The following is a 26,985-nucleotide window of genomic DNA, read 5'->3' on the forward strand; positions in this document are numbered from 1 at the left end:
GCATTGTATTGGGCTCTAGCCCAATACAATATTTAGTTGAGACTTGATTATTCAGTGATCTCAGCTTGTGTTTGTGCTTGAACTGCTGGTTCTGGTGTTAATTGTGGTTTATGATCGATGAAATCGTCATCTTCTAAATCACGCATTTCAATTTCTTGATCTTTATTATCCATCACTTTAACATCTAAACCTAAACTTTGTAATTCTTTCATCAATACGCGGAATGATTCAGGAACACCTGGACGTGGAATGTTTTCACCTTTTACGATAGCTTCGTAAGTTTTCACACGACCAACAGTATCATCTGATTTATACGTTAAGATTTCTTGAAGTGTATAAGCAGCACCATAAGCTTCAAGTGCCCATACCTCCATCTCACCAAAACGTTGTCCACCGAATTGCGCTTTACCACCAAGTGGTTGTTGCGTAACTAATGAGTATGGTCCAGTAGAACGTGCGTGTAACTTATCATCAACCATGTGGGCTAATTTAAGCATGTACATAACACCTACTGATACACGGTTATCAAACGGTTCACCAGTACGTCCATCATAAAGTACAGTTTTACCGTCACGTGCCATACCAGCTTCTTCAATTGTTGACCAAACGTCTTCATCGTTCGCACCATCAAATACTGGAGATGCAACGTGTAATCCTAAGTTTTTAGCAGCCATACCTAAGTGTAACTCTAAAACTTGTCCGATATTCATACGTGAAGGTACCCCAAGTGGGTTTAACATGATATCAATTGGACGTCCATCTGGCAAGAACGGCATATCTTCTTCTGGTAAAATACGAGAGATAACCCCTTTATTACCGTGACGACCACACATTTTATCCCCTACATGGATTTTACGTTTTTGAACGATATAAACACGAACTAATTGGTTAACACCTGGAGATAACTCATCGCCATCTTCACGGTTAAACACTTTAACATCTAAAACAATACCACCAGCACCGTGAGGCACACGTAATGAAGTATCACGTACTTCACGTGCTTTCTCACCAAAGATTGCGTGTAATAAACGTTCTTCAGCTGTTAATTCAGTAACCCCTTTAGGTGTTACTTTACCAACTAAGATGTCGCCATCTTTAACTTCAGCACCAACGTAGATAATACCACGTTCGTCTAAGTTTTTAAGTGCATTATCAGAAACATTCGGAATATCACGTGTGATTTCTTCAGGCCCTAATTTTGTATCACGTGCTTCTGATTCATATTCTTCAATATGGATAGAAGTATAAACATCATCTTTAACAAGACGTTCGCTCATGATAACAGCATCCTCGTAGTTATAACCGTCCCAAGTCATGAAACCAACAACAACGTTACGGCCAAGTGCCATCTCACCAAGTTCCATAGAAGGACCATCTGCTAAGATTTCACCTTTCGTTACGATATCGCCCACAGCAATAATAGGACGTTGGTTGTAACATGTACCTGAGTTTGAACGAGCAAACTTCGCTAATTTATATACATCTAATTCTGTTTCAATTTCTTTTCCGCCTTCTTCAACGATACGGCGTACTTTAATTTGACGTGCTTCAACATGTTCAACACGTCCTTTATATTTCGCAACAACAGCCGCACCTGAGTCACGTGCTGCTACATGTTCCATACCAGTACCAACGAATGGTGCTTCTGGATTCATTAAAGGTACTGCTTGACGTTGCATGTTCGCACCCATTAATGCACGGTTCGAGTCATCGTTTTCTAAGAAAGGAATACATGCAGTGGCTGCAGATACAACTTGCTTAGGTGATACATCCATGTAATCCATACGTTCACGTGCCATTGTAGTGTTGTCTCCACGGAAACGACATACAACTTCATCATCTAAGAACTTACCATTTTCATCTAAACGTGCATTGGCTTGGGCTACAACGTATGCATCTTCTTCATCAGCTGTTAAGTAATCGATTTGATCTGTTACTTGATTCGTTTCGATGTTTACTTTACGGTATGGTGTTTCAATGAAACCAAATTCATTGACGCGCGCATAACTTGATAAAGAGTTGATTAATCCGATGTTTGGTCCCTCAGGTGTTTCAATTGGACACATACGGCCATAGTGTGAGTAGTGAACGTCACGTACTTCCATACCAGCACGTTCTCTTGTTAAACCACCAGGTCCTAATGCAGATAAACGACGTTTATGCGTTAACTCTGCTAATGGGTTCGCTTGGTCCATGAATTGTGATAATTGTGAACTACCAAAGAATTCTTTAATAGACGCAATAACAGGACGAATATTAATTAATTGTTGCGGTGTAATCGCTTCAGTATCTTGAATACTCATACGCTCACGAACAACACGTTCCATACGGCTTAAACCGATACGGAATTGATTTTGTAATAATTCACCTACAGAACGTAAGCGACGGTTACCTAAATGGTCGATATCATCTGTATCACCAACACCGTGTAATAAGTTAAAGAAATAACTTAATGAAGCTACAATATCAGCTGGTGTAATACATTTCACTTCTTCATCAGGGAATGCGTTACCGATGATTGTTGTAGTACGTTTTTCTTCATCGCCAGGCACGTACACTTTGATTGATTGGATTTCAATCGGCTCGTCTAATAAACCATTTTCTAAATGGTATACTTTTTGGTTTGCATTATTTTCTAATACATCCATGATCGCATCTAAATTTCTACGATCTAATAATGTACCTTCTTCAGCTACGATTTCACCTGTTTCAACATTTACAATTGGTTCAGCCAATACTTGATTGAATAAACGGTGTTTTAAATGTAACTTTTTGTTCATTTTATAACGACCAACACTTGCTAAATCATAGCGTTTTGGATCGAAGAAACGTGAATATAATAAGCTTCTTGCGTTCTCAACCGTTGGTGGTTCGCCTGGACGTAAACGTTCATAGATTTCAAGTAATGCTGTTTCAACTGAATCAGTATTATCTTTATCTAGCGCATTACGTAAATATTCATTATCACCTAATAAATCGATGATTTCTTGGTCTGTAGAGAAACCTAATGCACGTAATAATACTGTGATTGGTAATTTACGTGTACGGTCAATTCTTACAAACGGTACATCTTTTGCATCTGTTTCGTATTCTAGCCAAGCACCACGGTTAGGGATAACAGTCGTACCGAAGCTCACTTTACCATTTTTATCGACTTTGTCGTTAAAGTAAACTGACGGTGAACGAACAAGCTGAGATACGATAACACGTTCCGCACCATTGATGACAAACGTACCAGTATCCGTCATGATTGGGAAATCACCCATAAATACTTCTTGCTCTTTAACTTCACCTGTTTCTTTAATCACTAAGCGCACTTTAACACGTAAAGGTGCAGCATAAGTTGCATCACGGTTTTTCGCTTCGTCTAAATCGTACTTTGGTTCACCTAATCTGTAATCTACAAATTCTAATGATAAGTTCCCAGTAAAGTCTTCAATCGGTGAAATGTCTCTAAACATTTCGATTAAACCTTCTTTTAAGAACCAGTCATAAGATTTCGTTTGAATCTCAATTAAGTTAGGTAATTCTAAAATCTCGGAAATTCTCGCATAACTTCTACGTTTACGGTGTCTTCCGTATTGGATAAGTTGACCTGCCAACAGATTCACCCCTCAAAAAATGTGGTGCGCACAAAATACTTTTTGTAGTGCTACAGTTAAGACAAAAAATGAAAACGGAAGACAATCACTCCATTTTCACTATTAATTTGACTTATCTTTAACTCTATAATTAGTAGAAAAGTACACACTTATTGAATTTAAATTTTTACATTCTATTACTATAACAGACCCCGCGATGAAGGTCAACCTTTTATACTTTTTAAAATAAAATACCCTTTATCTTTTGCAATCACTTCTACATTACCAAATACTGCTTCAAGCTTCTTCTTCGCGCTTGGCATGCCTTGTTTCTTTTGAATCACTACATAAATCGCACCACCAACATTTAAATGATGGATGCTATTTTCTAAAATGCGATGCACAACTTCTTTCCCTGCACGAATGGGTGGATTTGTTACAATCGCATCAAAACTTTCAGTGACTTGCTCTAACGTGTCACTTTCATATACTTTTACGTCTGAAATGCCGTTTTGTATTGCATTCTTTTTTGCAAGCGCCATTGCACGTTCATTAACATCTACCATATGTAAATTTATTGTCGGCAAATGTTTTTTTATCATCAATCCAATTGTGCCGTATCCACAACCAACGTCTAACAACGATTTTACTTCGTGTTGATCATCTAAAAACGCTTTAACAAGTACTTTAGAACCAAAATCAATATCACCTTTACTAAATACACCGTTATCCGTAGAGAGTATTAAAGACATTGGTGCTAAATGATACTCAATGATCGATTCATTACTTTCTACATCTGGATTTTTAGAATAATAATGACCCATTTTACACCTCACTTTTACTTTATTTTATACAAAAAAATTGTATAAAGTAAAAAGAAAAACCCGTTATAAATAACGGGTTTTAAAATTTAAAAGTTAAATGAAATTATTTAACTTCAACAGAAGCTCCAGCTTCTTCTAATTTTTCTTTTAATGCTTCAGCTTCATCTTTAGAGATACCTGATTTGATTACTTTAGGAGCGTTATCAACTAATTCTTTAGCTTCTTTTAATCCTAAACCAGCAGCTTCTTTAACAGCTTTAACAACTTTAATTTTTGAAGCTCCAGCAGATACTAATTCTACATCGAATTCAGTTTTTTCTGCAGCAGCGTCAGCGCCACCAGCAGCACCAGCTACAGCTACAGGAGCAGCAGCAGTTACACCAAATTCTTCTTCGATTGCTTTAACTAAATCGTTTAATTCTAAAACTGACATTTCTTTAATCATTTCGATAATTTTTTCGTTTGACATGATTATAATCCTCCATTTTTTTAAGTTTTAATTTTTTACGCAATACTTGCGAGATTATGCTTCTTCGACAGCTTCAGTACCGTCTTCTTTTTGTTCTCCAACAGCTTTAACTGCATAAGCGAAGTTTCTGATTGGAGCTTGTAATACTGAAAGAACCATTGAGATAAGTCCTTCTTTTGATGGTAAAGACGCGATTGCTTTAACTTCTTCAGCAGAAGTTACTTTACCTTCGATGATACCAGCTTTGATTTCTAATGCTTCGTTTGCTTTAGCAAAGTCAGCAATGATTTTAGCTGGAGCAACTACTTCTTCGTTAGAGAACGCGATTGCGTTTGGACCAGTTAAGAATTCTTCAATACCTTCGATTCCAGCAGCAACTGCAGAACGACGTACTAATGTGTTTTTGTAAACACGGAATTCGATACCAGCTTCACGAAGTTGTTTACGTAGTTCAGTTACTTGCGCAACTGTTAAACCACGGTAGTCAACGATGATTGTAGATACTGAATTTTTTAATTGTTCAGTGATCACATCAGCTTTTTGTTGTTTGATTTCGATAGCTTTTGTACTCATTTTGACACCTCCATTAAGATTTTGAGTGCTTTTTTATATGTAATAAAAAAGCACTTTTCACCCATGGTAAAAAGTGCTTGAACAGTTTCAAGTCAAATTTCACCTCGGTAGGATATTAAGCCGAAGCCCCTACTGTCTTAGGTTATTTATAAAATACAAATTACACTATAACGTGAAATTTGAATCTTGTCAATTGTTTATTAGTTTCTTACTTCAGATGGGTCGATTTTGATACCAGGACCCATTGTAGTTGAAACGTTAACTGATTTGAAGTATGTACCTTTTGCTGAAGCTGGTTTTGCTTTAGCTAATACATCTTTAAGCGCGTTGAAGTTCTCAACTAATTTAGCTTCATCAAATGAAACTTTACCGATTGCAGCGTGTACGATACCTGATTTTTCAGCACGGTACTCAACTTTACCAGCTTTGATTTCGTTAACAGCTTTAGTAACATCCATAGTTACAGTACCTGTTTTAGGGTTTGGCATTAAACCTTTAGGTCCTAATACACGACCTAATTTACCAACTTCACCCATCATGTCAGGTGTAGCTACGATAACATCAAAGTCGAACCAACCTTGGTTGATTTTGTTGATGTATTCTGAATCACCAGCATAGTCTGCTCCAGCAGCTTCAGCTTCTTTTAATTTTTCACCTTTAGCGAAAACTAATACACGTTGTGTTTTACCAGTTCCGTTTGGTAATACTACAGCTCCACGGATTTGTTGGTCATTTTTACGTGTATCGATTCCTAAACGGAATGCAACTTCAACAGATGCGTCAAAGTTTACAGTACTTGTTTCTTTAGCTAATTTGATTGCTTCTTCGATTGAATAGAAAGATGCGCGATCAAACTTTTTAGCGGCTTCTTGATACTTTTTACCTTTTTTAGCCATTTCAATTTCCTCCTTATAGTGGTTTTAGCGGAATGTCCTCCCACGGGCATTGATAAACAATGCAAGAGCAGACGTTTACACGTCTGCTTTAAAACTAGATTTGAAATTAATTATTTAATTTCTACACCCATACTACGAGCAGTACCAGCAATAATACGCATTGCTGCTTCTACGCTAGCCGCATTTAAATCTTCCATTTTAGATTCAGCGATTTCACGTACTTGATCTTCAGTTACTGTAGCAACTTTAGTTTTGTTAGGTTCACCAGAACCTTTTTCAATTTTAGCTGCTTTCTTTAATAATACTGCTGCAGGTGGTGTTTTAGTGATAAATGTAAATGAACGATCTTCAAATACAGAAATTTCAACTGGAATAATTAAACCTGCTTGTTCTTGTGTACGTGCGTTGAATTCTTTACAGAATCCCATAATGTTCACACCTGCTTGACCTAATGCTGGACCAACTGGTGGCGCTGGGTTTGCTTTCCCTGCAGGGATTTGTAATTTAACAACTTTGATTACTTTTTTAGCCACGATGTGCACCTCCTATAATATCGTGATGTGGTCACAGGGCATGATATTTACCCTCCCACTCAACATACGCTTATTTAAGCGACTCTAAAATATTACCATCATACCAATAAAATTGCAAGTGAATTTTTACAATTTTATTTAAATGGTATTCAGGTAATATGAGATGTTGATTTATAACTTTTCGATTTGGTCGAATTCTACTTCTACTTTTGTTTCGCGTCCAAACATATCTACAAGGACTGTTAACTTAAATTTATCCATATCCATTTCAGAAATTTCACCAACTTGATTTGCGAATGGACCAGCAACTAATCTTACTTGCTCGCCAACCTCAACATCAATGTCGATTGTTTTTTCATTCATACCCATAGATTTTAGGATAAACTTCGCTTCTTCTGGTAATAATGGATTCGGCTTAGAACCTGCGCCTGCTGATCCAACGAATCCAGTAACACCAGGTGTGTTACGTACGACATACCAAGATTCATCTGTCATCACTAATTCAACAAGTACATAACCAGGGAAAGTCTTTTTCAAAGATGTCTTTGTTTTCCCTTCTTTATGAGTTGTTTCTTCTTGTTCAGGAATTACTACTCTAAAAATTTGTTCTTGCATGTTCATCGATTCAACACGTTTTTCTAAATTATCTTTTACTTTGTTTTCATAACCAGAATATGTGTGAACGGCATACCAATGTTTTTTGCTTTCTTCAGACATAATGTCCTCCTATTTGATTAACTTAATTAATTCTGAAATTCCAAGGTCGATTCCATAAAAGAAAATAATAAAAAACAATACGACACTAACAACAATGCCTGTGTCTCTTACAACTTCTTTACCTGTTGGCCAAGAAGTTTTTTTCATTTCCGACGCGACACCTTGGAAGAAGTTTTCTTTCTTTTGCATTGTAACCCCTCCAAATATATAAGTACTTTATATCCATCCATGCTTATAAGCATTGTAAAAAAGTATATAAAATTTCATGCTAATCCTAATTTAATATAACGGTGAACTGGTAAAATGTCAATCTAGTTACTACGTTCTAAATAATGATAAACCTTATGCTTTAAACGGTTTATCGTATTATAAATTGTTTTTTCATTTGTTTGTTCAAGCGTTGCAATTTCTTCGATAGGTATTTTTTTCATCAATGCATGTAGTACACGATACTCTATATGTGACAATGATAATTTAATAGGCGTCATACGTTCAAGTAAATCTAAATATTCGCATTCTGATAATGGATTTATTATACGATCATCGGGTAGTTGTTCTAATAAGTTCCTACCTGTTTCATCAAGATTTTCTAAACTTTCTATCGGCTTGGCTCTATACCTATGTCTAAGGATATCTTTAAATCGTAACTTTAACCTATAAAAATAATACGGTTCAAACTGATCGCACTTATCATTATCGTATTGTTGAATACATTCATATAAAACAATCAAACTTTCTTGATACAAAAAATGATGTTCAAATGTAAATAACTTTCTAATATGTACTTCTATACGATTTCTAAGTCTAGTGACAATCGCTTCAAAAGCACCTTCATCCCCCATTTGTGCGCTTTTGACTAACTTATTGATTTGCGTAACTTCATAAACTTCACGTGTTTCAAATATAAAGAACATGAGATTTTTAAACAAAAGTTAACACCCCTTTTGGTTAGTTAACAAAAGTTTAAAAGAAATTACCATTTATTGCAATAGTGCTACATAAGATAATAAATTTTCCTAGTCATGAATACCTCTACGCAAACGTTCAAGCTTTTCTTTAGTCGTTTCATCAATACTTATCCTTGTTCTTGGTCGATTATTCGCTAATCCTTCTATATCCTTTTCAATCAAACTCGCTTCATACCTTAAGTCATTCAGAAATTCTCGAGAAGGTATTCTTAATGCACCAGAACCAAAAATCGTATGTTGTTCGCTCATATCACTCGTCACTACTTTAATTTGTGTTATATGCTTTTCATACAAATCATAAACCAATCGTTCAATCACTTCATCTGCTGTTTCTTTTTCTCTTGAGTAAATGACTTTAATGCCGTGAAAGTAGACTTCTTTTTGACCATCTTTCACATCATATGCATCAAACACAATAATGACTTCATCATCTACTCGTGCTTCGAAGCTTGCTAATGTTAATAACAATTCATTTCTAGCCTCTTCTAAAGATGATTGTGCAATCGTCTTTAGCGTTTGACTTTGCCCAATTACATTATACCCGTCTATGATTGTATAATGTTTTTTCAATTGATCGGATTCCTTTTACGATAAACTTCATACATTAACAAACTTGCAGCAACAGAAGCATTTAAACTATTTACGTGACCAATCATCGGTAAATGAATTAAGAAATCACATTTATCTTTCACTAAGCGACTCATGCCTTCGCCCTCAGAACCTATCACAATGCCCAAGTTCATCCCCGCATCCATTTTGCGGTAGTCTACTGAGTGCTTAGCATCTGTTCCTGCAATCCAATAGCCGACTTCTTTTAAGCGATCAATTGCATGATTTAAGTTCGTTACACGAATGACTGGCACATGTTCAATCGCACCAGTAGATGCTTTAGCAACAGTTTGATTAAGACTTACAGAACGACGTTTAGGAATCATTATGGCATCAATACCAATTGCATCTGCAGTACGAATAATCGACCCTAAGTTGTGCGGATCTTCTAAGCCATCTAGTATCATGACTGTTTTAAGCTTCTCATTATCTGTTTCACTAATAAAATCTTCTAAATCCTTATATTCATATGGTGCAATTTGAGCAAGTATACCTTGGTGTGGTACGTCTGATAAATAATCAATTTTAGATTTTGGAACGGTTTGTGTCACAATTTTATTTTCTTTACATAATTTTAAAATGCTCGAAATTTGTGATTTATTAATGCCTTCTTGAATCAATACTTTATTAATCTCATGTCCTGATTCAATGGCACTTTTTACAGCATGACGGCCAACAATAATATCTTCTTGCATCTAATCCCTACTTTCACATAATTGTATGATGGTATCTAATAAAGATTGTAAGCGTGCTTCTTCTCCACTTAAATGTAAAAATCCAATCACCGCTTCTAAAGCTGTACTCTTCTTATAAGTGACAACATCGGTATTTTTAGCTTTCGTATGACTTTTCGCATTGCGCCCACGCATTAAAACATCTTTTTCTTCATCGGTAAAAAAATTCATTTCTAGCAGTGCTTCATACGTTTGCCCTTGGCTCTTTGCACTCACATATTGGGTAGATAGTCGGTGCAATTCATTCGGTTTTTTATTCTTCTGCCTAACAATATAATCACGCACATATAAATCTAAAACCGCATCTCCTAAATATGCTAACGTCAACGGATTGTATAAACTCGGTTTATCCACGTTTGAATCTCACACCTTGTGCAGTATCTTCAAGAATAATATTTTTCTCTTTTAATAAATCACGGATTTCATCTGCGCGTTTAAAGTCTTTATTTTTACGTGCTTGTTGACGCTCTTCAATCAATGCTTCAATTTCTTCATCTAGCATTTCTTCAGCAACTTCTAATTTCACGCCTAATACTTCACTAAAGATTTCAAAAACTTCAATGTAACGCGCTAACACTTTTTTATCTGTAGATTGATTTTGATTATAAATATTCGCTTGTTTTGCTAATTCATACCAAGCTGTTACTGCATTTGCAGTGTTAAAATCATCATCCATTGCTGTTTCAAACTGTTTTAAGATTGTTTCAATTTTTTCTAATTCTTCAGCATGTTCTACGACATCTACAGAAATCTCTAAACGCTCTTTTAAAGCTTGATAAGCGTTTTGAATACGTTCTAATCCCGCTTTAGCGCTTGCTACAAGTTCCATATTGTAGTTGATTGGGTTTCTATAATGTACGCTAATCATGAAGAAACGAAGGACATTTGGATTCACTTCTTTTATAATGTCATGAACTAAAATAAAGTTACCTAAAGACTTACTCATCTTTTCATTATCAATATTGATAAAGCCATTATGCATCCAATAGTTTGCAAATGTTGTGTCGTTATGTGCTTCTGATTGTGCAATCTCATTTTCGTGATGAGGGAATGCAAGGTCACTACCACCTGCATGAATATCAATTGTGTCCCCTAAATGCGCTTTTGCCATCACAGAACATTCGATGTGCCAACCTGGACGACCTTTACCCCATGGTGAATCCCAACTGATTTCTCCTGGCTTCGCTGATTTCCATAAAGCAAAATCTAATGCATCATCTTTCAATTCTCCTTGAGCAATACGCGCACCAACTTTTAACTCATCAATCGATTGATGACTCAATTTCCCATAGCCATCAAACTTACGCGTTCTAAAGTAAACATCTCCGCCACTTTCATATGCAAAATCTTTTTTAACTAGATTATCAATGAATTGAATGATATCATCCATATGATCCATTACACGTGGATGATGTGTTGCACATTTACAATTCAATGCCCCTGTATCTTCAAAATAAGCTTTAATGAATCGATCAGCTACTTCTGGTACTGTCGAACCTAACTCGTTTGCTGCTTTGATTAATTTGTCATCTACATCAGTAAAGTTAGAAACATAATTGACTTCATAGCCACGATATTCAAAATAACGGCGTACAACATCAAAGCTAATTGCAGGGCGTGCATTACCAATATGAATGTAGTTGTAAACTGTCGGCCCACATACATACATTTTCACTTTACCTTCTTCTAAAGGTTTAAAAGTTTCTTTTTTTCTTGTTAATGTATTATATAACGTAATCATCTTGAATCTCTCCATTCTTCGTTTGTTCTAAATGTTTTTCTAGTTCTTTTAACTTTTCATAAATTGGATCCGGTAATTGTGTATGGTCAAAACTTTTACCGACTTTAATACCATTTTGTCGAACGATTTTACCTGGTATCCCAACTACCGTTGAGTAATCAGGTACATCTTTTAACACGACTGAATTTGCACCAATATTCACATTATTACCAATTTGAATGTTACCAAGTACTTTTGCACCTGCTGCAATCAATACATTATCACCAATATCAGGATGTCGTTTACCGCGTTCTTTACCAGTACCGCCCAATGTAACCCCTTGATAAATCGTCACATTATCACCAATCGTACATGTTTCCCCGATAACAATGCCCATACCATGGTCAATAAATAATCTTTTTCCAATCGTGGCACCGGGATGAATTTCAATACCAGAAAAGAATCTTGATAGTTGACTGATGCTTCTAGCTATAAAATACATCTTATGTTTAAAAAACCAATGTGCAATGATATGCCACCATACTGCATGTAAACCAGAATACGTTAAGAAGACTTCAACGCTACTTCTTGCTGCAGGATCCTGTTCAAACACCATTTCAATATCATCTTTAATACGCTGGAACAAATCATTACCTCCTTATACTTCATCTAAAAAATAAAACGCACCTCTAATAAACTTAGAGGTGCGTTAGCACGGTTCCACTCTGATTAGTAAACAATGTTTACTCACTTTAAATATTTATTTAAATATTCAAGAGGTGCATTCAATAACCATGCTTTGTATCTTTTCACCAACCAGATACTCTCTAACAAAGAACATGTTTATTTACTTAGTCTCTTACAACGATTATAAAAGATTTTTATGAAATATCAAATGAAAAATACTGAATAATATCTTTCTGTTGATATTCTATTTGTATTGAGCAAGACGCTCAATTACTTTTTCTTTGCCTAATAACTCGATTGTATTTGGTAATTCTGGACCGTGTGTTTGTCCTGAAACCATTACACGAATCGGCATAAATAAGTTTTTACCTTTAATACCCGTCTCTTTTTGAACCGCTTTAATTGCTGCTTTAATACTAGCCGCATCAAATGATTCTAACGCTTCTAATTGTTTTGTAAAGTTCTCAACCAATTCAGGTACTTGCTCGCCAGCAACGACAGCACTTGCTTCTTCATTTAATTCTAACGTGTCTTTAAAGAATAATTCACTTAACGCTACAATTTCAGATGCATAGCTCATTTGGTCTTTATAAAGTGCTACCAATTGTTTCGCCCAAGCTAATTCTGATTCATTGGCACTTTCAGATACAAGACCTGCTTGTTTCATATGTGGTAATGCCATTTCAAAGACTTCATCTAAATCTTTTTGTTTCATGTATTGGTTGTTGATCCACTCTAATTTTGTTTTATCGAAAAATGCTGGTGATTTACTTAAGCGTTTCTCATCAAACATTTCAATAAATTGTTCTTTAGAGAAAATTTCTTCTTCTCCAACTGGTGACCAACCTAATAAACCAATAAAGTTAAATAATGCTTCTGGTAAATAACCTAAGTCATGGTATTGTTCAATAAATTGAATGATTGAACCATCACGTTTAGATAATTTTTTACGCTCTTCGTTAACGATTAATGTCATATGTCCAAAAGTAGGCACTTCAAAGCCTAACGCTTCATAGACCATCATTTGTTTTGGTGTATTTGAAATATGATCATCACCACGAATAACATGTGTGATTTCCATGAAGTGATCATCAATTGCAACTGCAAAGTTGTAAGTTGGGATACCGTCTTTCTTCACGATTACCCAGTCACCGATGCCGTCTGACTCAAATGATACTTCACCTTTTACCATATCGTTAAATGTATATGTTTTTCCTTTAGGAACACGAATACGAATAGAAGGCTGACGTCCTTCAGCGATAAATGCTTCTTCTTCTTCTTTTGTTAAATGTGCATGTTTACCACCATAACGTGGCATTTCACCACGTGCAAGTTGTGCTTCGCGTTCTGCTTCTAATTCTTCAGAAGTCATGTAACAACGATAAGCTTTATCTTCTGCTAATAACTTATCAACTAATGGTTGATAGATTGCTTGACGCTCAGATTGACGATAAGGTCCAAAACCGCCATCTTTATCAATTGATTCATCCCAATCCATACCTAACCATTTTAAGAAACGTAATTGACTTTCTTCTCCACCTTCAACATTGCGGGCAGTATCTGTATCTTCAATACGAATGATAAAGTCTCCACCATGATGTCTAGCAAATAAATAGTTAAATAATGCTGTACGGGCATTCCCAATATGTAAAAATCCAGTTGGACTCGGTGCATAACGCACTCTAACTTTACTCATTTTTTTCACTCCATTTAATTAATTTCATATGATTCAAATTATAGCACAAATCTTTACTTTTCATTCATTAACAATACAACAGCTTGTGCACAAATACCTTCTTGACGACCTAAATAACCCATTTTCTCATTCGTCGTTGCTTTTACATTAACTTGGTTCACTTCTATATTTAAAACATTCGCAATTGCTTCACGCATTGCATCGATATGCGGTCTAAATTTCGGTTTTTCAGCAATGATTGTCGCATCAATATTTCCGATTTTGTATCCCATTTTGATGACGTGATCGTAACTTTCCTTTAACAATACTTTTGAATCCGCACCTTTATATTTAGGGTCATCGTCAGGAAAGAATTTACCGATATCTCCAAGTGCAACGGCACCTAATATTGCATCTGTAATCGCATGTAACAACACATCCGCATCGCTATGTCCTAGTAATCCTTTGTCATGTTCAAGTTCGATACCACCAATGATTAAAGGTCTGCCTTCAACCAATTGATGCACGTCATATCCATATCCTATCCTAAACATATAATCCCTCTTTTCTTTAAGATGGCTTCAGCAAAGTACATATCTTCTGGGGTTGTCAGCTTAATATTATCGTAATCACTTAACACAATATGGACATGTTTATTAATACGTTCAACTAAAGATGCATCATCTGTTCCTAAAAATTTTTCATTCATTGCTGATTCATAAGCTTCCATCAATAAACTGTACTTAAATGCTTGTGGTGTTTGCACAGCGTATAAACTTTCACGCTTCATGGTACCTAATACAATATCACCTTCAACTGCTTTAATCGTATCTTTCACCTTTACAGCAGCGATTGCTGCATGTTCTTTCATCGCCGCTTCATATAATCGATTAATTGTATCTTGTGTGATAAATGGTCTTGCCGCATCATGTACCATCACAATATTGCAATGCTTTATCTGCTTCAATGCATTATAAATACTGTATTGACGCTCACTACCACCTTCAATGATAGGTCTTACTTTTGTATATTTTTTTGTCATTTCTGTAATTTCTTCAATATCATCTTTATGTGCAGCAATATAAATATTTCTACACAATTTATTTTCTTCAAACACTTCAATTGTGTATTCTAATATTGGTTTTTCATTAATTTCTAATAAAATTTTATTACCCGCACATTCCATGCGTTTACCTTGGCCAGCTGCTGGAATTACGCAATCAAACATGTTTTTTCACTCGCTTTGTAAATATAATACGTCCTGAAGACGTTTGTAATACAGATTCAACTTCTACTTGGATTTCTTGGTTAATGTATTGTTTACCTTGATCGACAACAACCATTGTGCCATCTTCTAAATAACCTACACCTTGATTTTCTTCTTTACCTGACTTTGTAACAACTAAATCAAATTGATCACCTTGTGTAACGACCGGTTTAATTGCTTCAGATAAATCATTCACATTTAAGACTTCGATACCTTGAACTTGGCAAACTTTATTTAAGTTATAATCCGTCGTAATTACTTTAGCATCCATTTCAAGTGCCATTTTAACAAGTAATTGATCGACTGCCTTCATCCCTTTAATACCTGGATGAATTTGAACACTTTCACTCGCATTCTGCAAATCACTCAATATATCTAAACCACGTTGCCCTTTATCTCGCTTGAAACCATCAGTAGAATCAGCAATCAATTGCAACTCATCAATAACGGCTTGTGGTACTAGTATTGCACCATCAATAAAGCCGCATTGTACAACAGATAGTATTCTACCATCAATAATTGCCGACGTATCTAATAATTTGTATGTCGTCGATACCTTTTTCTTTTGATTTGAAAAACGCTCTGGCAAGAAACTCACGATTTCATCTTTCTTTTTATAACCAACTTGGAACCCTAAATATCCAAATACGACAGCAAGCACTGCTGGGACGATATTTTTTAACAATGTAAATCCCATTAAACTAAAGATAACACTGATAAGTGACGCGATAATTAATCCAATTAACATCCCAAATGTTGCAAAAATCAATTCCATAAAATTCTTACTTAATAATTTTTTCTCGCCTAAAATGATCCATCCTACTACGCGATCAATTAACCAATAAAATAATAGAAAAAAGACAATAACACCAATTAATCCATCTACATATGGATTTAAAAGTAGGGGGTGGGCATTTAAGTTAAATACTTTAAAAATTTCTGGAATAAAAAATATCCCAAGTGAAGCGCCACATACAATAAATACTAAGGTGATTAACCGTTTAAGCATAAATGCTCCTTTCTTATCTTTATTAAAATGCTAATTTTAAAGCTTCATGAATAGAACTCACACCGATTACTTCGATACCTTCTGGATATTCCCAACCACCTAAATTATTTTTAGGGATAATGACACGTTTGAAACCTAATTTTTGAGCTTCATAAACACGTTGCTCAATTCTTGCAACACGTCTTACTTCTCCGGTCAATCCAACTTCACCGATAAAGCAATCATCACCTCGTGTAGGCTTATTATTAAAACTTGATGCAACACTAATGATAACACTTAAATCCACGGCTGGTTCAATTAATTTTACACCACCAGCAACTTTTATATAGGCATCTTGTTGCTGTAACAAGTAACCTTGCTTTTTCTCTAATACGGCCATAAGTAACGTTAATCGATTATGGTCAATCCCAGTCGCCATGCGTCTCGGATTATGAAACGATGTCGGGGTAACTAATGCTTGTACTTCAACTAACAAAGGACGCGTTCCTTCCATCGTAGCTACAATTGTTGATCCTGCAACATTTTTCGTTCGTTCTTCTAAAAACATTTCTGAAGGATTCAACACTTCTACAAGACCTGTGTTACGCATCTCAAAGATACCCATTTCATTTGTAGAGCCAAAACGGTTTTTGACTGCACGTAAAATACGATAACTATGATGAGTATCTCCTTCAAAATAAAGTACCGTATCCACCATATGTTCTAGTAGTCTTGGACCTGCTATTTGGCCTTCTTTCGTCACATGTCCAACAATAAATGTAGCGATATTCATAGACTTTGCCATACGCATGATTTCACCCGTACATTCACGCACTTGTGATACACTGCCGGGCGCGCTCGTTACTTCTGGATGAAATATCGTTTGAATAGAATCGATGACTAAAAATTTAGGTTGTATTTTCTTAACCGTTTCATGAATAACTTGTAAGTTTGTTTCTGCATAGACACTCAACTCACCTGCATCTTCACTTAATCGATCCGCTCTTAATTTCGTTTGACTTACAGATTCCTCTCCTGAAATATACAACACACTATGCTGCTGAGAGAGTAATGCGCAAGTTTGTAAGAGTAAAGTAGACTTACCTATACCCGGATCTCCGCCTATTAACACTAATGATCCAGGAACAATACCGCCACCTAATACACGATCCAATTCTTTCAAATGAGTCTGTACACGAGGAATACTTTCTTTCGTAATATCCTTTAACTTCTCTACTTTTGTTGTCGTTTCATTAGAAACAATCGCATTTTTTGGACCTTTTTGTTTATGTTCAATGACCTCTTCCATCTGGTTCCATGCACCACAATTCGGACAACGTCCCATCCATTTAGGTGATTGATATCCACAAGCCATACATTCAAATGTACTCTTCGCCTTAGCCACAATAACCCCTCCTCATATAGATATATTTTATACTCTTTTATGTACATGCACAATTTTGACTTAAATAAAAAGTCCGAGACAAGTGTCTCAGACTTTTTGTAGCATATATATTATTTAATTTATCGTATCATTACGCTCTTTTGATTTATTAATGATAAATTCAGCATTTTGGTAATCAATCTCAACTTGATGACCAACTAATGTTTCACCCTTTAATAATTCTTCTGATAATTTATCTTCGATGTGCTTTTGAATTGCACGTGTTAAAGGTCTTGCACCATATTCTGGGTCATAACCTTCGTCTGCGATTTTTTCTTTTGCCGCTTCAGTTAATTCAATATGAATATCTTGTTCTTTTAAACGTTTAGATAATCCTTCCACCATTAACGTTACAATTTCTTTAAGGTGTTCTTTTTCTAACTTGTGGAACACAATAATATCATCAATACGGTTTAAGAATTCTGGACGGAATTGTTTCTTCAACTCATCCATCATTGTTTTACGAATTGTTTCGTAATCTTGTGCTTGACTATTGCCACCAAATCCAACAAATTTGTTGTCTTTTAATTCTTGTGCACCGACGTTACTTGTCATAATAATCACTGTATTTCTAAAGTCTACAGTTCTACCTTTAGAATCCGTTAAACGACCATCGTCTAAAACTTGTAATAACATATTGAATACATCTGGATGTGCTTTTTCAATTTCGTCGAATAAAATGACTGAATATGGTTTGCGACGTACTTTTTCAGTTAACTGTCCGCCCTCTTCATGTCCTACATATCCTGGAGGAGAACCTACCAAACGAGATACACTATGTTTCTCCATAAATTCACTCATGTCTACACGAATCATCGCATCTTCTTCACCAAACATCGCTTCAGCCAATGCCCTTGCAAGCTCAGTTTTACCGACACCCGTAGGTCCTAAGAAAATAAAGCTACCAATTGGACGTTTTGGATCTTTCAATCCTGCACGTGCACGTCTCACCGCTTTAGAAATCGATTCAACAGCATCATGTTGTCCAATAACACGATTGTGTAATATACTTTCTAAATTTAATAGTTTTTGAGACTCTGTTTCAGCAATTTTATTAATTGGAATCCCTGTCCAGTTGGCCACAACAATGGCAATGTCATCTGCGGTCACGCTTGTTGTCGATTGCCCTTGTGTTTTTTGCCATTCTTTACGTGTTTCTTCTAATTGCTGTTCTAATTTCTTTTGTTTATCACGTAAACTTGCAGCTTGTTCGAATTCTTGAGAATGTACTGCCGCATCTTTTTCGTTACGTACTTTTTCAATTTCTGTTTCTAATTCTTTTAAACTAGGTGGTGTTGTATAGTTACGTAAACGTACTTTTGATGCCGCTTCATCAATCAAGTCAATTGCTTTATCTGGTAAGAAACGGTCAGCAATATATCTATCACTCATTTTTACTGCTGCAACTAATGCCTCGTCTGAAATTTTAATACGATGATGCGCTTCATATCTGTCACGTAAGCCTTTTAAGATTTCAATGGCATCTTCAACATTTGGTTCATCAACTGTAACTGGTTGGAAACGACGCTCTAATGCCGCATCTTTTTCAATATATTTACGATATTCTTCTAAAGTTGTTGCACCAATACATTGAATTTCTCCACGTGCTAATGCAGGTTTTAAAATATTAGATGCATCAATCGCACCTTCTGCACCACCGGCACCAATTAATGTATGCAATTCATCTATAAATAAAATAATATTCCCTGCTTGATGAATTTCTTCCATTACTTTTTTCAAACGTTCTTCAAATTCACCACGATATTTTGTACCAGCAACGACTGTTCCCATATCTAAGCTCATCACACGTTTATCTTTTAACGTTTCTGGTACTTCATTGTTCACAATCGCTTGAGCTAAGCCTTCAACTATTGCTGTTTTACCTACACCAGGTTCACCGATAAGTACCGGATTATTTTTTGTACGACGGCTTAACACTTCAATGATACGCGTGACTTCCTTTTCTCGACCGATGACCGGATCTAACGTGCCATCTTTTGCGATGACAGTTAAATCGCGTGCTAATCCATCTAATGTTGGTGTCCCTTGTGCTTTTTGAGTTTGAGGGTTTTTACTCGCCATTTCAGGTGTCCCTAACAGCTTCACCACCTGTGCACGTGCTTTTGTAATATTTAAATCTAAGTTTGCTAATACGCGTGCAGCGACACCTTCATTTTCACGAATTAAACCTAACAAAATGTGTTCTGTACCTACAAAGTTATGGTTTAATTTACGCGCTTCATCTAAAGATAGTTCAATTACTTTCTTTGCACGTGGCGTATATTGAATTGTTCCGCCCATTTCCATACCTTGACCAATCAATTGTTCTACTTCATAAACTACTTTTTCTTCCGTAATATCTAAAGCTTGTAATACTTTTGCAGCGATACCTTCTGGTTCTTTCACTAAACCTAGTAATAAATGTTCTGTACCGATATTTGTATGCTTCAAACGAATAGCTTCTTCTTGTGCATGAGCCAACACACGTTGTGCTCGTTCTGTTAATCTTCCAAACATAATATGCCTCCTATATATGAGCGCGTAACATTTGCGCTCTCGTTTCATCTATTGTCATTTTATCTTGCATAGTCATAATAAACGGTGCTTGAATGGCTACCATCAATTCATTAAAACGAAATGGTATGCCTTCAATAATACCCATATCAATACCCAGTTTTAACTCACTTAGCCTTAAACTTGCTTCTTCAACTGAAATTTTTCGACAATACTTTAATATCCCTAAACTTCGATAAATACGATCAACCGTTTCGCTATGTTCATAGTTATACATGCGTTTTCTAATTTGTAATTCTTCTTCAATGATTTGTTCTACAATTTGCGTTAAATCTTCAATAATGACCTTTTCTGTTTTTCCTTGCGTCAATTGATTACTTACTTGATAGATATGTCCTAAACTTTGTGTACCTTCACCATAAATACCACGAATCGTGTAACCAAAACGGTTAATCGTTTGTGCGATTCGCGTCATACGATTCATTATCGACAATCCAGGTAAATGTAGCATCACACTTGCACGCATTCCCGTTCCAATGTTCGTTGGACATGTCGTCAAGTAACCAAGATTTTCATCAAACGAAACCGTCAACGCATCATCTATCAAATCATCAATTTCACTTGCTTTTTCATAAAGTTCATTTAATGATAAATCCTTACCTAATACTTGAATTCGGATATGATCTTCCTCATTCACCATAATACTTACAGATTCATCTTCATTTATAAATAAACCACCATGATTTGATTTTAACAATTCTTTACTCATTAAATGCTTTGCAACAAGCATATACTTTTCAGTTTCCTTTAAATCTTCTAATACAAACCCTTCATAATGAGGCGCTAGCACTTTAGTGACAGCCTCTCTCACTTGAAGACTTGATTGATCATCACTCATTAAAGGGTGTACAAAGCCTTCTAAATTTCTTGCAAGACGAATTCTTGAACTTAATATAACCGGTTTTTCATTTTCTGTTTGCATCCAGTCACTTAAAACCGATTCTAGATGTTTATCTAACATTTAATTCGCCTCACTTTCCTTTAAAGCCTTGATTTGATCTCTTATGACCACTGCTTTTTCAAACGCTTGTTGCTCGACAAGTATTTGTAACTCTTGTTCTAATCGTTCAATTTCACGTTTTTTTAGAATCTTTGCTTGTGATTTTTTAGGTTGTTTCCCAACGTGGGTTACATTTCCAGCTTGTACACGTGAAACAATTTGTGGTACATGTTCTTTAAAAGTGTCATAACATTGATGACAACCAAACTTACCAATATGCATCACTTCTCTAAGCGTCAGTTCACATTGTGGGCATTTGACAGGTGCGTTTGTAATTTGTATTTCACCATTATTTAATAATTGCTTTAAAATTTGGTGCATTGAGAATTCTTCTTCTTGATTCATAAGTCACCTCTTTATTCTTTACCCATATTGGATAATCGTTAGAACTTGCTTAAGTATGTTTGCACGAATATAGTCGCGGTACGGTAAATCCACACGCAATGTATCACGATGCAATGTAACCAATATTAACTTTCTTTCACGTTCTGTAATTAATTGATTTTGGAACAATCCTTCTACAATACGTTCAGCATTTTGTTGAGAAACTTGTTGTCCTGTAAGTTCCTTTAAATGTTCTATAAATGCAGATTGATCATTTGATTCAATCTTAGTGATACGAATATAACCTCCACCGCCTCGTTTACTTTCAATTTGATAGCCGTGTTCATTCGTAAAACGTGTCTTAATAACGTAATTCAGCTGAGAAGGTACACAATCAAACTTCTCGGCAATATGAGCACGTTTAATTTCAACCACATCACCACTTGCTTGCTCTAACAGTTCTTTCAAATATTGTTCAATAATATCCGACATATTGTGCATAACTTCACCTCTTTTGACCTTCTTTGACTATATTATATTGAAGGAGATATAGAAGTGCAAATAATATGTTCGAATCTCTCATCAAACATATTGAACATATTTTCAAAATTAAATGTATCATTTTTTCACAATATGTATTAAAATAAATAATGTGAAAAGGCTTACAGATTTAAAAACATATAAAAGGAGAGAATATCATGAATTTTATTATCGGAATTATTGGTTTAGTCGTCTTTATAATGCTCGCATGGCTAGTAAGTTCAGATAAAAAAGGCATTAGATGGCAGTACATAGGAATCTTGTTTGCCATTCAATTTTTATTTGCATTTTTATTATTAAAAACGACTGGTGGGGTTATGGTCGTAGGTGCTATGGCCAAAGTATTTGATCATTTATTAAAATATGCTGCAGAGGGTGTAAACTTTGTATTTGGTGGTCTTGCGAATACAGATGCAAAAGGTGTAGCAGGATTTACATTCTTCTTAAATGTATTATTACCAATCACTTTTATTTCAGCTTTAATTGGTATTCTACAGTACATTAAAGTTTTACCTTTCATCATTAAATATTTAGGTTTAGCATTATCAAAAGTAAACGGTATGGGTAAATTAGAATCTTACAATGCTGTCGCTTCAGCAATTTTAGGTCAATCAGAAGTGTTTATTTCTATTAAAAAACAATTACCACATATCCCAAAACATCGTCTATACACATTAACAGCTTCAGCGATGAGTACGGTATCATTTTCAATCGTCGGTTCTTATTTCACAATATTAGAACCAAAATATGTTGTAACTGCGATTGTATTAAACTTATTTGGTGGATTTATTATTGCTTCTATTATTAATCCATATAAATTAACTGAAGAAGAAGATGAAATTGTCATTGAATCAGGACAAAAGCAATCATTCTTTGAAATGCTTGGGGAATATATTTTAGATGGATTTAAAGTAGCGATTATCGTTGGCGCAATGTTAATTGGTTATATTGCATTAATCGCAATGTTAAACGGTATGGTTGATGGTATTACACCTGGAAAAATGAACTTCCAAGATTTATTAGGATATGTATTTGCACCGTTAGCATTTTTAGTAGGTATTCCATGGGATGAAGCAGTAAAAGCAGGTTCAGTAATGGCAACTAAACTTGTATCTAACGAATTTGTTGCGATGGGGAATTTAAAAACGATAGCTGCAACTAAAGTATTATCAGAACATACAATTGGTGTCGTATCAATTTTCTTAGTATCATTTGCAAACTTCTCATCAATTGGAATCATTGCTGGTGCAATTAAATCATTAAGCGATGAACAAGGTGACGTGGTTGCACGTTTTGGACTTAAATTATTATATGGTGCAACTTTAGTTTCATTTATTTCAGCAACAATTGCTGGATTCTTTATCTAAAAAAGAGGTAGAGACATCATTTGATGTCTCTACCCCTTTTTGTATATTATTTATTTTCTTGAACAATTGCTTCAATAAAATATTTCATAATCTTAATATCATCCGTTAACTCAGGGTGGAATGAGATGCCAAGATATTTATCTTGTTTCACTGCGACTATTTTACCTTCTACTTTACTTAACACTTCAACATTATCTGCCACTGAAACAATGTGTGGTGCACGAATGAATACCGCGTTCACATGGTCTTCGATACCTGAAACATCTAGATCTGCTTCAAAACTATCCACTTGTCGGCCAAATGAATTACGCTCTACAGTAATATTCATTTTCTTAAGATGCCCCTCATCATAACCGACGATATTTTCAGCAAGTAAAATTAAGCCTGCACATGTACCATACATTGGTAGGTCACTTTTACGTAACACTTCGGTAAAACCATAAAGGTCCATCAATCTGCGCATTGTTGTTGATTCACCACCAGGTAACACTAAGCCATCTATGTACTCTAATTCTTCAATACGCTTAATAATTACAGGTGTATGTCCGCATAATTCAATATGTCTTGCATGTTCGCGAACCGCTCCTTGAAGTGCTAAAACACCAATCTTCATCTTACCAACCACGCTCTTGCATTCTTTCTTCTAAAGAAAGTTTATTAATATCTAAACCTTTCATTGCTGTACCTAATTCTTTAGATAATTCAGCAATCAATTTATAATCTTGATAATGTGTAGTTGCTTGAACGATTGCTTTAGCAAATTTTTCTGGATTTTCTGATTTGAAGATACCAGAACCTACAAATACACCGTCTGCTCCTAATTCCATCATTAACGCAGCATCTGCTGGTGTTGCAACGCCACCTGCAGCAAAGTTTACAACAGGTAATTTACCTAATGTTTTAATCTCTTTCAATACTTCATATGGCGCACCTAAAAGTTTCGCTTCAGTCATGATTTCATCATCACTCATAACAGATAATTTACGCACTTGTGCATTCACTTTACGTAAGTGACGAACCGCTTCAACAATATTTCCTGTACCTGGTTCACCTTTAGTACGTAACATTGCAGCACCTTCACCAATACGACGCGCTGCTTCACCTAAATCACGGCAACCACATACGAATGGAACAGTAAATTCATCTTTCTTTAAATGGAACTCTTCATCTGCTGGTGTTAATACTTCTGACTCATCGATATAGTCAACACCCATTGCTTCTAATACACGAGCTTCAGTAATATGACCGATACGACCTTTAGCCATAACTGGAATTGAAACAGCATTCATAACTTCTTCAACAATACGTGGGTCAGCCATACGTGCAACCCCACCAGCAGCACGAATATCACTTGGTACACGCTCTAATGCCATAACTGCAACAGCACCAGCAGCTTCTGCAACACGTGCTTGTTCAGCATTAACAACGTCCATAATAACGCCGCCTTTTTGCATTTCTGCCATACCACGTTTTACTTTATCTGATCCAATAATTTTACTCATCAATACACCTCTAAATAATCTGAATTTTTTATTTACATACATCAATGTATAATAAATTCTGGTATTATAAAAGTATCAGTTTTTATTATTTTTAAGGGGTCAGATAATAATGGAAATGCTCACATATAAATTTAACGAATCAGATTATCTCTATACACAACTCTATCAATACATTAAACACGATATATTAACAGGTAAATTACAACATCAAGAAAAATTGCCTTCAAAAAGAAAACTCAGCACCCACTTAAACTTAAGTGGTACTACTATAGAAATTGCATATCAACAGCTTCAAGACGAAGGATATATCTATTCTGTACCTAAAGTTGGTTACTTTGTAGAGGATATTCAAACGATAAACATTATACCTGAAAGCAAAGTTGAACATCATTTAGAAACAGAATCACAAAATCAAGTATCCCTAAAAATTGAAGATAGCCATATTAAATCTTTTCCTTTCCATAAATTTAGAAAGTATGCAAGAGATGCATTCGAAATTGAACAACATCAATTACTTGAAAGAGGAGATGTCCAAGGAGAAATTGAATTAAGAAACGAAATCAGAAGATATTTGTATCATTCACGCGGCGTAAAATGTGAGAACCATCAAATTGTAATAGGCAGTTCAACTGAACAATTATTTTCATTACTCACAAAAATATTAGGCGATTGCAGTTACATATTAGAAAACCCGGGATATCCGTTAATCCAAAAAGTACTCTTAGAAAACAATAAACAATATCAATATATCGACATTGATCATGAAGGCATTAATGCCCAAAACTTACCTGATAATGGAGATATCGTTCATGTAACACCGAGCCATCAATTCCCTACTGGTGTCGTATTAAGTGCTAAACGACGTACAGAACTCATCAAATGGGCAAAATTATCACCATCACGTTATATTATAGAAGATGATTATGACAGTGAATTTAGATACAAAGGTAGACCATTATCTGCTTTACAAGGCATGAGTAACGATAAAGTAATATATATGAGTACCTTCTCAAAATCCATATTCCCAAGCATACGCTGTGCGTATCTTGTACTCCCTGAATCATTGATAAAAGTATATCAACAAATGAGTAAACCTAATAATACCGTGCCAAGACATATACAATATATCATTGCATCATTTATGAAAGATGGTGAATTTGAAAGAAATATCAATCGTATGAGAAAAGAGTACAAAAAGAAATTAGAACGTGTATTAACAGAAGTTCAGAAAACATTTAATGACTACAAAATCACAGGAAACGATGCAGGCATGCATTTTGTACTAGAGACAAATGAAAAAGTGAATACAGCTTCAATAGTGATGAATACGATAAATGATTATTATAAAGGAGAGAATCCAAAATACAATAAACAATATATTATTGGATTTGGTGGGATTGAAGATGAACAAATACATGAAGTAATTTCAAAATTAAGACCTTAGTGAAAAATAAAATACTGAGTGGGCTATTATAAACATTTACAGCCCACTCAGTAATAAATTAAACAAATAAATAAACAAAAAAAGAGACCCTTTCGGATCTCTTTTATATTGCCCGGCAACGTCCTACTCTCACGGGCCGTAAGACCAACTACCATCGGCGCTAAAGAGCTTAACTTCTGTGTTCGGTATGGGAACAGGTGTGACCTCTTTGCCATCGTCACCAGACAAATGAAAATATATATCCAGTTTCAACTCGCTGTCTTTCATCATTTTCTAAACTTCCATTCCAGCTTGCGCTGTCAGTCAGTTTATCAAAAATGATTCAAGCCATAACGCTCGTTTCCACTTTTAAATATTATACTTTCAAAACTAGATAAGTAAGAAAATTAGGTAACCAAACATTACCGTGTAAAAAATCTTTTAAATTGATTAAGTCTTCGATCGATTAGTATTCGTCAGCTCCATACATTACTGCACTTCCACCTCGAACCTATTAACCTCATCATCTTTGAGGGATCTTATAACCGAAGTTGGGAAATCTCATCTTGA

General features: G+C 35.3%; 27 protein-coding genes, 2 rRNA genes and 1 other annotated feature. Of the genes, 2 read left to right on the forward strand and 27 right to left on the reverse strand.

Annotated elements, in window-relative coordinates; all coding sequences use genetic code 11:
- Window positions 1-47 precede the first annotated feature (47 nt).
- The 23 genes from rpoB to ER639_RS09285 all read right to left on the reverse strand — a co-directional run bounded on the left by rpoB (window position 48) and on the right by ER639_RS09285 (window position 22,084).
- Window positions 48-3,602, reverse strand: coding sequence for a DNA-directed RNA polymerase subunit beta (gene rpoB, locus ER639_RS09175; RefSeq protein WP_129065494.1), 3,555 nt, complete (start codon window positions 3,600-3,602; stop codon window positions 48-50).
- A gap of 203 nt (window positions 3,603-3,805) precedes the next feature.
- On the reverse strand, window positions 3,806-4,405 hold the full coding sequence (locus ER639_RS09180) for a class I SAM-dependent methyltransferase (RefSeq protein ID WP_129065495.1): 600 nt from the start codon (window positions 4,403-4,405) through the stop codon (window positions 3,806-3,808).
- A gap of 103 nt (window positions 4,406-4,508) precedes the next feature.
- The gene (gene rplL / locus ER639_RS09185) at window positions 4,509-4,874 is read right to left on the reverse strand and encodes a 50S ribosomal protein L7/L12 (protein ID WP_483306239.1); all 366 of its coding nucleotides are present in this window, start codon (window positions 4,872-4,874) and stop codon (window positions 4,509-4,511) included.
- Window positions 4,875-4,928: 54 nt separating this feature from the next.
- Window positions 4,929-5,447 (reverse strand): 50S ribosomal protein L10, encoded by a 519-nt coding sequence (gene rplJ / locus ER639_RS09190; RefSeq protein WP_129065497.1) that lies wholly within the window; start codon window positions 5,445-5,447, stop codon window positions 4,929-4,931.
- A gap of 35 nt (window positions 5,448-5,482) precedes the next feature.
- Window positions 5,483-5,607 (reverse strand) — a sequence feature (ribosomal protein L10 leader region).
- Between the two features lie 40 nt (window positions 5,608-5,647).
- Window positions 5,648-6,343: a 50S ribosomal protein L1 gene (rplA, locus tag ER639_RS09195; protein WP_129065498.1), complete on the reverse strand. Its 696-nt coding sequence runs from the start codon at window positions 6,341-6,343 to the stop codon at window positions 5,648-5,650.
- 110 nt (window positions 6,344-6,453) lie between these two features.
- Entirely contained in the window at window positions 6,454-6,876 is a 423-nt protein-coding gene (gene rplK, locus ER639_RS09200) for a 50S ribosomal protein L11 (protein WP_129065499.1), read from the reverse strand.
- A gap of 171 nt (window positions 6,877-7,047) precedes the next feature.
- Window positions 7,048-7,593, reverse strand: a complete 546-nt coding sequence (gene nusG, locus ER639_RS09205; RefSeq protein ID WP_129065500.1) for a transcription termination/antitermination protein NusG — start codon at window positions 7,591-7,593, stop codon at window positions 7,048-7,050.
- Between the two features lie 9 nt (window positions 7,594-7,602).
- Complete coding sequence (gene secE / locus ER639_RS09210) at window positions 7,603-7,782, reverse strand: preprotein translocase subunit SecE (protein WP_129065501.1); 180 nt, start codon at window positions 7,780-7,782, stop codon at window positions 7,603-7,605.
- 122 nt (window positions 7,783-7,904) lie between these two features.
- Complete coding sequence (locus ER639_RS09215) at window positions 7,905-8,522, reverse strand: RNA polymerase sigma factor (RefSeq protein WP_129065502.1); 618 nt, start codon at window positions 8,520-8,522, stop codon at window positions 7,905-7,907.
- A gap of 87 nt (window positions 8,523-8,609) precedes the next feature.
- Window positions 8,610-9,131, reverse strand: coding sequence for an NYN domain-containing protein (locus ER639_RS09220; protein ID WP_129065503.1), 522 nt, complete (start codon window positions 9,129-9,131; stop codon window positions 8,610-8,612).
- Entirely contained in the window at window positions 9,128-9,865 is a 738-nt protein-coding gene (gene rlmB, locus ER639_RS09225) for a 23S rRNA (guanosine(2251)-2'-O)-methyltransferase RlmB (RefSeq protein ID WP_129065504.1), read from the reverse strand. Before rlmB ends, ER639_RS09220 begins: the two co-directional genes overlap by 4 nt.
- On the reverse strand, window positions 9,866-10,258 hold the full coding sequence (locus ER639_RS09230; RefSeq protein ID WP_129065505.1) for a Mini-ribonuclease 3: 393 nt from the start codon (window positions 10,256-10,258) through the stop codon (window positions 9,866-9,868).
- Window positions 10,251-11,645, reverse strand: coding sequence for a cysteine--tRNA ligase (cysS, locus tag ER639_RS09235; protein WP_129065506.1), 1,395 nt, complete (start codon window positions 11,643-11,645; stop codon window positions 10,251-10,253). Before cysS ends, ER639_RS09230 begins: the two co-directional genes overlap by 8 nt.
- Window positions 11,629-12,270, reverse strand: a complete 642-nt coding sequence (cysE, locus tag ER639_RS09240; protein WP_129065507.1) for a serine O-acetyltransferase — start codon at window positions 12,268-12,270, stop codon at window positions 11,629-11,631. Before cysE ends, cysS begins: the two co-directional genes overlap by 17 nt.
- Before the next feature lie 285 nt (window positions 12,271-12,555).
- The gene (gene gltX / locus ER639_RS09245; protein WP_129065508.1) at window positions 12,556-14,007 is read right to left on the reverse strand and encodes a glutamate--tRNA ligase; all 1,452 of its coding nucleotides are present in this window, start codon (window positions 14,005-14,007) and stop codon (window positions 12,556-12,558) included.
- 53 nt (window positions 14,008-14,060) lie between these two features.
- Window positions 14,061-14,540 carry a 2-C-methyl-D-erythritol 2,4-cyclodiphosphate synthase gene (gene ispF, locus ER639_RS09250; protein WP_129065509.1) on the reverse strand — a complete coding sequence of 160 codons (480 nt, stop codon included), beginning with the start codon at window positions 14,538-14,540 and terminating at the stop codon, window positions 14,061-14,063.
- Window positions 14,528-15,214 (reverse strand): 2-C-methyl-D-erythritol 4-phosphate cytidylyltransferase, encoded by a 687-nt coding sequence (gene ispD / locus ER639_RS09255; protein ID WP_129065510.1) that lies wholly within the window; start codon window positions 15,212-15,214, stop codon window positions 14,528-14,530. Before ispD ends, ispF begins: the two co-directional genes overlap by 13 nt.
- Window positions 15,207-16,262 (reverse strand): PIN/TRAM domain-containing protein, encoded by a 1,056-nt coding sequence (locus tag ER639_RS09260; protein ID WP_129065511.1) that lies wholly within the window; start codon window positions 16,260-16,262, stop codon window positions 15,207-15,209. Before ER639_RS09260 ends, ispD begins: the two co-directional genes overlap by 8 nt.
- A gap of 22 nt (window positions 16,263-16,284) precedes the next feature.
- Entirely contained in the window at window positions 16,285-17,646 is a 1,362-nt protein-coding gene (gene radA, locus ER639_RS09265) for a DNA repair protein RadA (RefSeq protein ID WP_129065512.1), read from the reverse strand.
- Between the two features lie 114 nt (window positions 17,647-17,760).
- A complete protein-coding gene (locus ER639_RS09270; protein ID WP_129065523.1) occupies window positions 17,761-20,205 on the reverse strand; it encodes an ATP-dependent Clp protease ATP-binding subunit in 2,445 nt (814 codons plus the stop codon).
- A 7-nt stretch (window positions 20,206-20,212) separates the two neighbouring features.
- Complete coding sequence (locus ER639_RS09275) at window positions 20,213-21,220, reverse strand: protein arginine kinase (protein ID WP_129065513.1); 1,008 nt, start codon at window positions 21,218-21,220, stop codon at window positions 20,213-20,215.
- Window positions 21,221-21,604 (reverse strand): UvrB/UvrC motif-containing protein, encoded by a 384-nt coding sequence (locus ER639_RS09280; RefSeq protein WP_129065514.1) that lies wholly within the window; start codon window positions 21,602-21,604, stop codon window positions 21,221-21,223.
- Window positions 21,605-21,622: 18 nt separating this feature from the next.
- On the reverse strand, window positions 21,623-22,084 hold the full coding sequence (locus ER639_RS09285; protein WP_129065515.1) for a CtsR family transcriptional regulator: 462 nt from the start codon (window positions 22,082-22,084) through the stop codon (window positions 21,623-21,625).
- A 197-nt stretch (window positions 22,085-22,281) separates the two neighbouring features.
- On the opposite strand from ER639_RS09285, the gene ER639_RS09290 reads away from it, so the two are divergent.
- The gene (locus ER639_RS09290) at window positions 22,282-23,490 is read left to right on the forward strand and encodes a NupC/NupG family nucleoside CNT transporter (RefSeq protein ID WP_129065516.1); all 1,209 of its coding nucleotides are present in this window, start codon (window positions 22,282-22,284) and stop codon (window positions 23,488-23,490) included.
- A 46-nt stretch (window positions 23,491-23,536) separates the two neighbouring features.
- Here the strand turns inward: ER639_RS09290 and pdxT are convergent, their stop codons facing one another.
- Window positions 23,537-24,103: a pyridoxal 5'-phosphate synthase glutaminase subunit PdxT gene (pdxT, locus tag ER639_RS09295; RefSeq protein WP_129065517.1), complete on the reverse strand. Its 567-nt coding sequence runs from the start codon at window positions 24,101-24,103 to the stop codon at window positions 23,537-23,539.
- A gap of 1 nt (window position 24,104) precedes the next feature.
- Window positions 24,105-24,992, reverse strand: a complete 888-nt coding sequence (gene pdxS / locus ER639_RS09300; protein ID WP_129065518.1) for a pyridoxal 5'-phosphate synthase lyase subunit PdxS — start codon at window positions 24,990-24,992, stop codon at window positions 24,105-24,107.
- A 109-nt stretch (window positions 24,993-25,101) separates the two neighbouring features.
- Here pdxS and pdxR point away from each other — a divergent pair, with 109 nt between their 5' ends.
- Window positions 25,102-26,436: a MocR-like pyridoxine biosynthesis transcription factor PdxR gene (gene pdxR, locus ER639_RS09305; RefSeq protein WP_129065519.1), complete on the forward strand. Its 1,335-nt coding sequence runs from the start codon at window positions 25,102-25,104 to the stop codon at window positions 26,434-26,436.
- Window positions 26,437-26,546: 110 nt separating this feature from the next.
- On the opposite strand, the gene rrf is transcribed toward pdxR, so the two are convergent.
- Together rrf and ER639_RS09315 are read right to left on the reverse strand one after the other, a co-directional pair.
- Window positions 26,547-26,661: ribosomal RNA gene (gene rrf / locus ER639_RS09310) — 5S ribosomal RNA — on the reverse strand.
- Between the two features lie 200 nt (window positions 26,662-26,861).
- Window positions 26,862-26,985: ribosomal RNA gene (locus ER639_RS09315) — 23S ribosomal RNA — on the reverse strand; the annotation flags it as partial.

It is taken from the genome of Macrococcus sp. DPC7161 (assembly GCF_004117835.1).
Lineage (GTDB): Bacteria > Bacillota > Bacilli > Staphylococcales > Staphylococcaceae > SDSC01.